General features: G+C 50.5%; 10 protein-coding genes. 4 read left to right on the top strand and 6 right to left on the bottom strand.

The features are described from left to right. The first annotated feature begins 52 nt into the window (after positions 1-52). The 3 genes from ABEB26_RS21050 to ABEB26_RS21040 all read left to right on the top strand — a co-directional run bounded on the left by ABEB26_RS21050 (position 53) and on the right by ABEB26_RS21040 (position 3,697). Positions 53-1,357: an extracellular solute-binding protein gene (locus ABEB26_RS21050; RefSeq protein ID WP_345724040.1), complete on the top strand. Its 1,305-nt coding sequence runs from the start codon at positions 53-55 to the stop codon at positions 1,355-1,357. A gap of 167 nt (positions 1,358-1,524) precedes the next feature. Then, on the top strand, positions 1,525-2,562 hold the full coding sequence (locus ABEB26_RS21045; RefSeq protein WP_345724039.1) for a carbohydrate ABC transporter permease: 1,038 nt from the start codon (positions 1,525-1,527) through the stop codon (positions 2,560-2,562). Further along, positions 2,555-3,697: an ABC transporter permease subunit gene (locus tag ABEB26_RS21040; RefSeq protein ID WP_345724038.1), complete on the top strand. Its 1,143-nt coding sequence runs from the start codon at positions 2,555-2,557 to the stop codon at positions 3,695-3,697. The genes ABEB26_RS21045 and ABEB26_RS21040 overlap by 8 nt, the downstream gene beginning before the upstream one ends. Positions 3,698-3,777: 80 nt before the next feature. Here the strand turns inward: ABEB26_RS21040 and sucD are convergent, their stop codons facing one another. Both sucD and gmd read right to left on the bottom strand, forming a co-directional pair. After that, complete coding sequence (gene sucD, locus ABEB26_RS21035; RefSeq protein WP_345724037.1) at positions 3,778-4,659, bottom strand: succinate--CoA ligase subunit alpha; 882 nt, start codon at positions 4,657-4,659, stop codon at positions 3,778-3,780. Between the two features lie 204 nt (positions 4,660-4,863). Continuing rightward, positions 4,864-5,841 (bottom strand): GDP-mannose 4,6-dehydratase, encoded by a 978-nt coding sequence (gmd, locus tag ABEB26_RS21030; RefSeq protein ID WP_012192089.1) that lies wholly within the window; start codon positions 5,839-5,841, stop codon positions 4,864-4,866. A gap of 139 nt (positions 5,842-5,980) precedes the next feature. On the opposite strand from gmd, the gene ABEB26_RS21025 reads away from it, so the two are divergent. Continuing rightward, on the top strand, positions 5,981-6,412 hold the full coding sequence (locus tag ABEB26_RS21025) for a helix-turn-helix transcriptional regulator (protein WP_345724036.1): 432 nt from the start codon (positions 5,981-5,983) through the stop codon (positions 6,410-6,412). 1 nt (position 6,413) lies between these two features. Here ABEB26_RS21025 and sucC read toward each other — a convergent pair whose 3' ends face one another. The 4 genes from sucC to argF all read right to left on the bottom strand — a co-directional run bounded on the left by sucC (position 6,414) and on the right by argF (position 12,102). Continuing rightward, a complete protein-coding gene (sucC, locus tag ABEB26_RS21020; protein ID WP_345724035.1) occupies positions 6,414-7,550 on the bottom strand; it encodes an ADP-forming succinate--CoA ligase subunit beta in 1,137 nt (378 codons plus the stop codon). Positions 7,551-7,829: 279 nt separating this feature from the next. Beyond that, on the bottom strand, positions 7,830-9,605 hold the full coding sequence (argS, locus tag ABEB26_RS21015; protein ID WP_345724034.1) for an arginine--tRNA ligase: 1,776 nt from the start codon (positions 9,603-9,605) through the stop codon (positions 7,830-7,832). 123 nt (positions 9,606-9,728) lie between these two features. After that, positions 9,729-10,703 carry a dienelactone hydrolase family protein gene (locus tag ABEB26_RS21010; protein WP_345724033.1) on the bottom strand — a complete coding sequence of 325 codons (975 nt, stop codon included), beginning with the start codon at positions 10,701-10,703 and terminating at the stop codon, positions 9,729-9,731. 430 nt (positions 10,704-11,133) lie between these two features. Continuing rightward, on the bottom strand, positions 11,134-12,102 hold the full coding sequence (gene argF, locus ABEB26_RS21005) for an ornithine carbamoyltransferase (protein WP_345724032.1): 969 nt from the start codon (positions 12,100-12,102) through the stop codon (positions 11,134-11,136). Positions 12,103-12,114: the final 12 nt, after the last annotated feature.

Genomic DNA, 12,114 nt, shown 5'->3' with positions numbered 1-12,114 from the left:
CTAATCGGCACGGTAACAGATTTTTCAATATGGTACAAAGGAGTGTACAGCAATGAAGCGTATTTTGAGCTTCCTGCTCGTCAGTATCATGATGGTCGGTTTATTGGCAGCTTGTGGTAGCGAAAGCACCCCAACTGCTGCGCCAACCACTGCAGCAGAACCAACCGCCGCCCCAACTACTGTGGCAGAAGCAACTGCCGAACCAACCGCTGCAACTACAGAAGCAACCGCTGCTCCCGAAGCAACTACCGCCCCAACTACTGGTGGCATGGCAGCAACTGGCGATATCACCTTGTGGCACGCTTACAGCACCGGTGGCGCTGAAGATGCAACCTTGACCGAGTTGATTGAAAAAGCCAAGGCTGCTTTCCCAGATGCTAACATTAGCGTCTTGCAAGTACCATTCGACCAAGTATTCAGCAAGTTTGAAAACGACGTTGCTGCTGCTGGTGGCCCAGACTTGCTCTTGGCTCCCAACGATAGCTTGGGCGATTTGGCTCGCAAGAACTTGTTGGCCGACCTCGATGCTTACAAAGCCAACTTGACCAACATCGCTCCTGCTGGCGTTGCTGGGATGTCGGTTGATGGCAAGCTCTACGGGATTCCAGAATCATTCAAAGCTGTTGCTTTATACTACAACAAATCAACCGTAGCAACCCCACCAGCAACTACCGATGAGTTGTTGCAAATGGTCAAAGATGGCAAGAAATTGGTCTTGAACCAAAGCGCCTACCACAACTTTGGCTTCTTCCAAGCCTTCGGTGCTAGCTTGTTCACCGCCGACAAGTCATGTGGCTTGGTCGATGGTGGCGGCGATGCTTTGAAGTATTTACAAGATCTCAAAGCTGCTGGCGCAACCTTCTCAACCGACGGTGCTCAAGCTGATGCCCTCTTCCGCGAAGGCCAAGCTGACATGATCATCAACGGGCCATGGGTTTTGGCCGATTACCAAACTGCTTTGACAGACAAACTTGGTGTTGCCGCAATGCCTGCTGGGCCTAAGGGTCCTGCTGGTCCATTGACTGGCGTTGACGGCTTCTATGTCAACATCAACAGCCAAAATATTGAAGGTGCAGTTGCTTTGGCAATGTACTTGACCAACACCGAATCACAAAAAATCTACACCGAAAAAGCTGGCCACGTTCCAGCCGATGTCAACGTTGTGCCAACCGACGCGTTGGTGCTCGGCTTCAGCCAAGCTGCTTCAACTGGCTACGCTCGCCCACAAGACCAAGAACTTAACAACTTCTGGACTCCAGTTGGCGATGCCGTAACTAAAGCACTCGATGGCGGCGAAGATGCAACTAAGGCGATCACCGATGCCTGTGCTGCAATGGATACCGCTAACGGTAAATAAGGCAATCAACCGACCCGTTCCTTCCTTGTGAGGGAACGGGTCGCGCCAAGGCTATGGTGGGCTTACCTAAAGATAGTGCTGTAACGATGCCGTAGTCTGGCCTGTTCCTCGCTCACGCGATACCAAATCATCACAGACCCCGCCCCTGTCAGCAAAGGAGCCACGCCATGGCATCGGCAGAAAGCAGCGTCGAGCGTGCTAGTGATAGCGCCATCCCACGACCTTCGTGGTGGGCACGCACCAGAAGCTCACGAACCGCCTATACCTATCTTTTTCCCGCTCTGATCGTGATGTCAATCATCACGTTCTATCCGATTCTCTACCAATTTTGGATGTCGCTAACCGACTTTGGCCCATCCAACATCAATCCTCTGGCCAAAAACTATACGCCCCCCAAATATGTGGGCTTTGAAAACTATCAATTAATTTTGCAAGATAAGTTGGCTACCAAAAATGCCGACTTAGCCAGCTTCAAATTCTGGCGAACCTTAGGCTTCAACATTTGGTGGACATTCTCGAATGTGATTTTTCACGTTTCATTGGGGATCGTCATCGCAGTAATGTTGAACGTTGAGGGTTTGTGGTTTAAGAAGATCTATCGCGCAATTTATATCTTGCCCATGGTGCTGCCACAGTTGGTTATTGCCACAATTTGGCGCAATATGTTCGATGGGCAATATGGCGCGATCAATTTGATGTTGAAGATCTTTCTTGGCCCAGCCTTCCCCAGCGGTGGGATTGATTGGCTCCAGCGGATTGAGCCAGTCGCCTTTGGCTTGCCACTTTCGTACTTTGCCATGCTAATCGCTAATATTTGGCTGGGCTGGCCCTTTATGACAATTGTGGCTACCGGTGCACTCCAGAGTATCCCCAAAGAATTGTATGAGGCGGCCTCAATTGATGGCGCAACTGGCTGGAATAAATTCTGGACAATTACGCTGCCATTGCTCCGCCCCGCCATGGTTCCTGCAACCATCTTGGGGATTATCCAAACCTTCAATCTGTTCCATGTGATTTATTTTATCAGTGGTGGCGGCCCACTCGGCCAAACCGAAATCTTGGTGACCCAAGCCTATAAGCTGATCAATAATAACTCCTTGTTTGGGATTGGGGCCGCATTTAGCGTCTTTATCTTTATTATTCTTGGCTGTATCTCGGCAATTACCGCCAGAATTTCACGAGTAGCGGAGTCATACGATGGCTAATTCATCTATTGCACAACCGACCAGCCGCAAAGGCCTGTTTGCTCGTGGGCGCGGTGCTGGCCGTCAATTGGAATGGTGGCAACAATTGCTGTTGCAAGCCTTTTGCTTGACAGTGGCAGTTTCAGTCTTGTTTCCTATTATGTGGATCGTCACGCTTTCATTCAAGGAAGCAGGCAGTGCCCGACCACTCAAATTGGAAGTTATTCCACCGTCAATTTCATCAATCACATTAAGCTCCTATCAAGCAGTGATTGAGCAGCCGCTGTCGAAATCGGCAGGCGATATCTCGTTCTGGAAGTTGATGGGCAATAGCTTTTTCTTGGCAGCAGGGGTCTCGTTCTTCTCGGTAATGATCGGGGTTGCCGCAGCTTATGCCTTCTCGCGCTTGAACTTTGTCGGTCGTAAGCTGATTTTCTTGAGCATTGGCTTTATTTTGTTGATGCCAGGGATTGCCACACTTGCGCCACTTTTTGCGATGTTGGCCAAAATTAGCACCAGCCTTGAGATCTTACGGATCATTTATTTCACGATGGCAGGCTTGCTGGTCGCTGGTTTAGCGCTGATGACGATCTCACGGATTCGCTCCGATGATTTTCGGGCTGGCTCAGCTGCATTCTTAGTTGGTGGTTTAGCGGTGGCTGCACTGTTTTTATGGGGCGGCATGCAGATTGAAATTCCTAAAAATGCCCGACCATTTGAACTTGGCCGCTCGCTGTATGGCGTAGGCTTGGCCATGATCTCTGGCGCTTTACCATTCGCAATCTGGAATCTCAAAGGCTATCTGGATACGATTCCCAAGGAATTGGAAGAAGCCGCGATTATTGACGGCGCTTCACCCAACCAAATCTTCTTCCGAATTATTCTGCCGTTGGCAACCCCAGCCCTAGCCGTAACTGCCTTCCTTGGCTTTATGGCTGGTTGGACAGAGTTTGCCTTGACCGCACGCTTTATCAACAAGGCCGAAAATTATACTTTGGCAATTGCCTTGCAAACCATGACTGGCCAATATGCCACGGTTTCATGGTCGAATTTTGCGGCGATGTCGATTATGATTTCGCTGCCAGTCTCGATTGTCTATCTGGCGTTGCAAAAATATATCGTTGGTGGCTTAACCTTGGGCGGGGTAAAAGGTTAATCAGCCTAGCGGGCTTTTGGTATCGCAAACAAAAAACCACTCCAGCAATTGGAGTGGTTTTTTCGTGCCAACTAATTGGCTTATTTGCCAAGGCTTTCGGCAACCAACTTTGCGATATCGGTGGGCAATTTGGCAACTTTCGCGCCAACTGCTTCCAATGCCGTAATTTTTTCTTGGGCAGTGCCTTCGCCACCAGCGCCGATAATTGCGCCAGCATGGCCCATGCGCTTGCCTGGAGGAGCCGATTGACCAGCGATAAACGAGACCACTGGCTTGGTGACATTTTCCTTGATAAAGGCGGCGGCATCTTGTTCAGCATTACCACCAATTTCACCAATCAACACGATCGCTTCGGTGGCTGGATCAGCTTGGAACATTGCCAAGACATCGATAAAGTTGGTGCCAATGATTGGGTCGCCACCAATCCCGACGATTGAGGTTTGGCCAAGGCCAATGCGCGTCAAGGCATCGACCGCTTCATAGGTCAATGTACCCGATTTTGAGACCACACCAACTGGGCCGGGCTTGGCAATTGAGCCGGGGATGATCCCCAATTTGGCTTCGCCGGGGGTCAGCAAGCCGGGGCAGTTTGGCCCGATCAAGCGTGAGCCTTTGAGCTTAACAAACTCATAGGTTGCCACCATATCCAGTGCTGGCACGCCTTCAGTGATACAAACGATCAACGGAATGCCTGCATCAGCGGCTTCGCGGACGGCATCGGGAGCAAACGCTGCTGGCACATAAATCACGGTTGCGTTTGCGCCAGTTTCTTTGACGGCTTGCTTGACCGTATTGAATACAGGCACACGGCCATCAACGGCTTTTTGGCCGCCGCGACCAGGCGTAACCCCACCGACCAAATTTGTGCCATATTCCAGCATTTGGCGCGAATGAAACTCACCTTCGCGGCCTGTAATCCCCTGCACAATCAGGCGGGTATTTTTATCAGCCAAAATACTCAATGGAAATGTCCTCCTTGACAGAAAATCAAAAGGCAAAAGTCAAAAGGCAAAATGACACTGAAAATCAAAGGGCAAAAGTCAAAAGGCAAAATGGCTATAATTAGTAGACCTACTTTTGACTTCTGCTGTAATGAAAATCAACGGACAAATGACCATGTTTGTTCGTTAACCCTACTTCTGACTTTTTACTTCTGCCTTTTGCCTTTAAATACGGTATTCATGTTTCAATAATTCGAGGTCGGCTTCGACCATCATGGTCACCAGTTGCTCGAAGGGCGTTTCTGGTTGCCAGCCTAAAATACGCTTGGCCTTGGCTGGGTCGCCAATCAACAAGTCCACTTCGGCAGGCCGCATAAAGCGTTCGTCGATTTTTACATAGTCGGCATAATTCAAGCCAACATGGCCAAAGGCGATCTCACAGAAGCGACGTACTGAGTGGGTTTCGCCAGTTGAAACCACAAAATCATCGGGCTGGTCTTGTTGCAACATCAAATACATAGCTTTGACGTAATCGCCAGCAAAGCCCCAATCACGCTGGGCTTCGAGATTGCCCAAACGTAATTCAGTCGCTAAGCCAAGCTTAATTCGCGCTACAGCATCGGTAATTTTGCGGGTGACAAACTCGCGGCCACGGCGTGGGCTTTCGTGATTGAACAAAATGCCTGAGCAAGCAAACATATTGTAGCTCTCACGATAGTTCACGGTGATCCAGTGGCCATACACTTTGGCAACCCCATAGGGCGAGCGTGGGTAAAATGGCGTGTTTTCGGTTTGTGGCACTTCGACCACTTTGCCAAACATCTCCGACGAACTTGCTTGATAAAAGCGAATCGAGGGATCGACTGTGCGTACCGCATCAAGAATCCGCGTCACGCCCAAGGCCGTAGCTTCGCCAGTAAAGACTGGTTGTGACCACGAGGTTTGAACAAAACTTTGGGCTGCTAAGTTATAAACCTCGGAAGGTCGATAGGTTTGCAGCATATTAATTAACGAAACTTCATCGAGCAAATCGCCCGTGACCAGTTCGATATCATCTTGAATATGTTTGATGCGCTCGAAATTAACTGTACTGGAACGCCGCAGCATCCCGACTACGCGGTAACCTTGGGCCAGCAAATGTTCAGCTAAATACGAACCATCTTGGCCGGTAATTCCGGTCACCACTGCGACTTTATTGGTCATGCTATCCTCATTCGATCTAGGCTAGATGTATATCGTTCTAGCATAGCTCGATATGGTTGGGGTGGCTGCTAAGTGGCTTAGCAATCACCTTGGCGAATGTGCAGTATGATCAACGACACATGTTTGGGAGTATTGCTCTATGCCAGAATCATTTGGCCAGCGGTTGGGCCGTTTACGGGCTTTGCATGGCTGGACACAACAAGCCCTTGCTGATCGCTTGGCGCTTTCGCGGGTGGCGATCTCCCACTTTGAAATGGGTTTGGCCACGCCTTCAGAGCGCACGGTTATTTTGCTCGCAGGCTTGTTTCGGCTCGAACCGCATGAGTTGGTCGCCGATACGTTTTACCCTGAAGGCAAAAGTTTGCGTTTGCCCAGCGTTGCGCCACGCTATAGCGAAGTTGAGCTACAACTGGCCTTGTGTGCCCGTGATTTGGCGTGGTGCGAACGTTTGCCAGCAGCTAGAGCCGAAACGCTGCTGCATTGGCAAACCAACTTAGAACAACTCCAGCGCAATTGTGTTGATCTGCATGAACGCCAATTGATTCAGGCGATGTTAGCCCAACTTAGCTAAATTATTGTTTGGCAATATCGACAGCTTTTTGGGCTGCGTCGGCCAAGGTTGAAGCTGGAGTTAAGCTGGCATCAGCCAAAATGCGCTGGCCTTCGGCTTCGTTGGTACCAACCAAGCGAACCACCATCGGCACTTGGCGCTTGATAATCTTTTGGGCTTCGACAATCCCCTTGGCGACTTCATCGCAGCGGGTGATGCCACCAAAAATATTAACCATGACAACTTTAACATTGGGATCATCAAGAATGATATCGAGGGCTGCGGCGACTTTTTGCGCGTTAGCACCACCACCGATGTCAAGGAAGTTGGCTGGTTCGCCGCCGAACAGATTTACCACGTCCATGGTGGCCATTGCCAAGCCAGCGCCATTGACCATACAGCCAATATTGCCATCAAGCTTGATAAAGGTCAGGCCATTTTCACGCGCTTTGATTTCTGATTCTGGCTCGCCTGCGATATCGCGCATGCCCGCAACTTCGCTATGGCGAAACAAACCGCTATCATCAAGCACAATTTTCGAGTCGAGGGCTTGCAATTGGCCGTTTGGCAACACCACCAAGGGGTTGATTTCGGCTAATTCAGCATCATTTTCAACAAATGCCCGATACAAACCAGTTGCAATGCTGGCGAATTGGCGAGCTTGTTTGGCATCGGTCAAACCAATGCTGTAGGCCAATTCTTGGGCTTGGTACGATTGCAAGCCAAGTAAGGGGTCGGCTGCCAATTTGATGATCGCATCAGGATTGGTTTTGGCGACTTCTTCGATTTCAACGCCACCCTCTGATGAAGCGATCAACACGACTCGCTTGGTCGCACGATCCAAAATCACCCCAAGGTAAATTTCTTTTTCAAAGGTGATTGCTTCGGCTACCAGCACTTTTTCAACCGTCAGGCCTTTGATATCCATGCCTAAAATGGCTTTGCCAGCATCGAAGGCTTCAGCTGGCGTGTTGGCCAACTTGATCCCGCCAGCTTTGCCCCGACCGCCAACATGCACTTGCGCCTTGACAGCCACAGGGCCGCCAATTTGCTCGGCAACTTTTTGAACTTCTTCCGCCGTCGCAGCAACACCGCCGCCTGTCACTGGAATGCCATAACGAGCCACGATATCACGGGCTTGGTATTCGTGGAGCTTCATTGCACCTCCGCACGAGTAAATGCATCAATCAAGATGGCTAAACAGAGGTGTTTAGCCCTTGGGCATGGTATCAGGCTCACCTAGAGAAGTCAAAGTAAATCAAAAGGCAGAAATCAAAAGGCAAAAGGACAAGGGGAATAGGATTCAGGGATCGGGGGCTAGATTTTAACGCAGAGGCACAGAGGGATACATAATGCGGGGCAAAATTTAACCACGAAGAGCACGAAGAACGCGAATTTATTACCCTTAGTGGTTCTTCGTGTCCTTCGTGGTTAACCTTTACATACGCTCAGGGGCAGCGATTGAGAGCAACGCTAGGCCGTTGCGAAGTGCTTGGGCAGTGGCGGCAACTACATGACCACGCGCAATCCGTAATTCTGGCGTTTCGGCTTTGAGCACTGAACAGGCATCGTAGAAAGCCGAAAAAGCCCGTGCAGTTGCATACAGCCAATCGGCGACCACAAATGGAGCATAGCGAGCCGCCGCTTCGTCGATAATTTGCGGCAAACGGGCTAGCTCTTTCAATAAGCCAGTTTCAGCTGGATGGCTCAGCAAACTGCCATCGTAGCTAGTGGGCAATTCGCCGAAATCACGCAGAATCGAGCAGCAACGAGCGTGCATATATTGCAAATAGGGCGAACTATTGCCCTCGAATGCCAACATGCGATCCCAATCGACAGTGATATTGCGCTTGGTATCTTGGTACAAATCGTTATACATCACCGCGCCAACCCCAACTTGCTCAGCGACTTGATCGATCAATTCGGCGGTGAGTTGGGTTTTGCCTTCAGCCATTTTTTGCTCAATCAAGGCTTTGGCGCGATTGCGAGCTTCATCCAGCAAGGTTTCGAGATAAATCATATTGCCCTTGCGGGTTGAAAGCGGCTGGCCTTTGGCATCAAACACCGTGCCAAACGAAATATGAATCAACTCGGCATCGGTGTAGCCCAAGGCCTTGCTGATGGCAAAGGTTTGGCGGAAGTGCAATTCTTGTGGCTGACCAACAATGTAAATCATCGCATCAGGATTGTAGGTTTGCTCACGATATTTGATTGTGGCAATATCGCGGGTCATGTAGAGCGTGCCACCATCCGAGCGCTGAATCAAAAAGGTTGGCAATTTTTTGCCGCGATGGTCGGGTAAATCTTTGACAATAATGGCATTACCATCACGTTCTGCCAGCTCACTCTCGCCAGCATCGCTGATGATTTCGGCTAGCATATCTTTGTAAAAACTTTCGCCATGTTGCAGATCGAAATGTACGCCCAACCGATCATAATTGGGCTGGTTGGCAGTTTTGGTTAGATCAACCATCCATTGCCAAATTTCAACTGCTTGCGGATCGCCCTGCTCTAACTTCAACGACCAAGCGCGAGCTTCATCATCCAAGCCAGCATCTGAATCAGGGTCATACTCGGTATCTTCGGCAACCGTGCCCTTCATCAACAAATTATAGCGTTTGTATTGCTCTTCAATCGCTGCAAGCACGGCCTCGCCTTCGCCTTCGGGCTTGCCAAAGCGTAGGGTAGCGGCAATATTAACCCCAAACTGCTTGCCATAATCGCCTAAGTGATTATCGCGAATCACTTCATAGCCCAGTCGTTGGTAGAGGTTGGCAATCGCTTGGCCGATGATCGTTGAGCGAATATGCCCAACGTGCATGCGCTTGGCAATATTGGGCGATGAATATTCGACAATTACCTTGCGATTGTTGCCCTTGGTACTGCTGCCATAGGTTGCGCCGCCAGCCTGAATATCGGTCAAAACGGCTTTAGCAAAAGCTTGAGGGTTGAGATTGAAATTAACGTAAGGGCCAGAAATTGTTGCGATAGCTACCAAACTATCGGGCGCAAATTGCAGCGCGGCAACTAATTCTTGGGCAACTTGAGCTGGATTACTGCCACGGCTTTTGGCGGCACGAAAACAAGGCAAGGCTAAATCGGCCTGTACGCCAGCAGCTTTGGGTGCGCCTAAATCAATATCGGCGGCGCTAATTAAATTGGTGGCAAGCAAGGCCTCGCGAATGGCTTGCTCGAAGCGAGCAAAGGTATACATTATTGAAACTCCAATTGGTTAATATCTAGCGGCAGTATAGCCGAAAAGCCTTATTTTAGCCGATCAAAAAGCACCCATCGTTGTCGATGAGTGCGAGCAGAAAAAGCTGCTGGATGCTATCGACTAGACCAAATATTGCTTAAACCAAGCCAGCGTTTCAGCCCACGCCGCTTGGGCAGCCTCTGCATTATACCGCTGTCCAGTATCATTATGAAAAGCGTGATTGACCCCAGGATAAATTTCTTTGCGATAGACTTTGTTGTTTTGTTGCATCGCTGCTTCAACCTCGGCTACCGTGCTGGTAATTCGATCATCCTCTTCGGCATAAATTGCCAGAACTGGGGCGTTAATTTTGGGAATTTCGCTGCTTGGCACTGGTGGGCCATAAAATGGCACGGCGGCTTTTAATTCGGGCATGCCCGCTGCAACCAACCAAGTAACCCCGCCGCCAAAGCAAAACCCAACCATTCCAATCTTGCTGGTATCGGCAAACGCCTGAGTTTTAAGATACTCGACTCCGGCTTTGAAATCGGCCACATGGCGCTCGGGTGGTGCGCCGCTGAGCAAGCCGGGCACACTATCAGCGTCGGTAATGCTGGCCGTACCGCCTTCACGCGAGAGCAAATCAAGCGCTAAGCCAACATAGCCAGCTTTGGCGACCCGTCGGGCTACATCCTGAATATGCGGCGTAAGCCCACGGTTTTCGTGGCAAACCAACACGACTGGAAATGCCCCATCACCAACAGGCTGCGCCAGATAGGCCATTAGCTGACCGTCGCCACCAGCAAACTCCACCATTGCCGCTTTGATTGCTGGATCATTTTCGGCCACGCTGTTGGGCACACTGCCGCCTGTGCTGGCGGTGGTTGGTGTGGATTCGGTGGCAACAGCAGTCGTGGCAGTTGGCGCGGTAGTCGGGTTGGGCGCACTAGTTGCCGTAGCAGGCTTAGCCGGATCGCCACAGGCTGCCAACAATTGAGTTGCCACCACGAGGCCCGTAATACCCGCGATTTTCTTCAAGGCCTGCCGCCGACTAATCAGCCCTTCTTGATAATCTTCGACGAACTCATCGACCAGATACTGTTGTAAATGATTCATCGTTCATCCTCACACGAATTTCAGTCCATACCTCAGTCTACGCCTGGTTTGGCCTGAACGGATGGCTTGAAAGATGAGGATTTATTAATTTCATTTACTATTTAAACTACATGCCCTCACCCCAACTCCTCTCCCACCTTCGCGCTCTTCGCGTTCTTCGCGGTTTCCGTTTGCCTGAACCCTAGCCCCTGACAACTGATCCCTGATCATTTCGCCACCCCTTCCGTCCCTCCGCCGGAGGGAGACGCAAGGGGTTTTCATCCCCTACACCCCCTAATTTTTACCTCGTGGATTATTGGTGTTTTATCTATTGCTCCGATATGAATCTGTAGCTTGTTTAGCTTCTACCAACACCTACCCTTCGCGCTCTTCGTGTTCTTCGCGGTTTCTGCCTCTCTGCACCCTAGCCCCTGACAACTAATCCCTCAGTTTAGGCTGCTAGGCGCTTGGTGCGGCGCAAGGCTAAGCCAGCGATGGTCGCCACCAAAACGGCTTTGTGGGTGTGCAAGCGATTTTCAGCTTGATCAAATACAATTGAACGTTCGCCATCAGCGACATCGGCGCTAATTTCTTCGCCGCGATGCATTGGCAAGCAGTGCATAACTTTGGCTCCAGCCCGCGCTGCGGCTAAAAGCTCAGCATTAATTTGAAATGGTTGTAAGGCTTCCAAATGACCTTCGGCCACGACTTGACCCATACTGACCCAAACATCGGTATACAACACGTCGGCATCTTTCACGGCTTCTAATGGGTCGTTGGTGACAACGATTTTGGTGTCATTGGCAGCGGCTTGCAGGCGAGATTGGGCTAACAAATGCTGATCAACATTGGCGACAAATGGCGTGCCGATCGCAAAATCCATGCCCAAACGTGGGGCCAGCTCAAGCAACGAATTGGAAACATTATTGGGATCGCCGAGATACACTAATTTTACGCCTTGGCAACTACCAAAATATTCGCGAATGGTCAAGGCATCGGCGAGTGCTTGCACAGGATGCAGCCAATCGGAAAGCCCGTTAATCACAGGCACATCGGCGGCCTGAGCCAACTCGACCAAGGTTGCATGATCGTTGACCCGTGCCATAATTGCATCACACATGCGGCTTAGCACCCGAGCAGTATCGCCAATCGTCTCGCCACGGCCAATTTGAGTATCGCGTGGGCTAAGGTAGATGCCGTGTCCGCCAAGTTGAACCATGGCCGATTCAAAGCCAACGCGGGTGCGGGTTGAGGGCTTTTCGAAAATCATCGCCAAGGTGCGGTTGGCCAAAAGAGGGTGAGCTTTGCGGCGTTGTTGACGTAGTTTGAGTTCGGCGGCAGTTTCCAGCACGTCGAATAATTCAGTGTCGTTCCAATCCGCCAAGGTCAGTAAATCGCGACCAAGAAGTGGGTGTGTCATTGGGAAGCCTCC

Origin of the sequence: Herpetosiphon gulosus, from assembly GCF_039545135.1 — a bacterium.
In the GTDB taxonomy this organism is placed as follows: domain Bacteria; phylum Chloroflexota; class Chloroflexia; order Chloroflexales; family Herpetosiphonaceae; genus Herpetosiphon; species Herpetosiphon gulosus.
The sequence above is the reverse complement of the archived record's forward strand: the minus strand, read 5'-3'. Positions and strand labels throughout refer to the sequence as shown.

Coding starts and splice junctions, on each gene's coding strand:
- ABEB26_RS21050 (WP_345724040.1), top strand. CDS start 53: ATGAAGCGTATTTTGAGCTTCCTGCTCGTCAGTATCATGATGGTCGGT.
- ABEB26_RS21045 (WP_345724039.1), top strand. CDS start 1,525: ATGGCATCGGCAGAAAGCAGCGTCGAGCGTGCTAGTGATAGCGCCATC.
- ABEB26_RS21040 (WP_345724038.1), top strand. CDS start 2,555: ATGGCTAATTCATCTATTGCACAACCGACCAGCCGCAAAGGCCTGTTT.
- gmd (WP_012192089.1), bottom strand. CDS start 5,841: ATGACCAATAAAGTCGCAGTGGTGACCGGAATTACCGGCCAAGATGGT.
- ABEB26_RS21025 (WP_345724036.1), top strand. CDS start 5,981: ATGCCAGAATCATTTGGCCAGCGGTTGGGCCGTTTACGGGCTTTGCAT.
- sucC (WP_345724035.1), bottom strand. CDS start 7,550: ATGAAGCTCCACGAATACCAAGCCCGTGATATCGTGGCTCGTTATGGC.
- argS (WP_345724034.1), bottom strand. CDS start 9,605: ATGTATACCTTTGCTCGCTTCGAGCAAGCCATTCGCGAGGCCTTGCTT.
- ABEB26_RS21010 (WP_345724033.1), bottom strand. CDS start 10,703: ATGAATCATTTACAACAGTATCTGGTCGATGAGTTCGTCGAAGATTAT.
- argF (WP_345724032.1), bottom strand. CDS start 12,102: ATGACACACCCACTTCTTGGTCGCGATTTACTGACCTTGGCGGATTGG.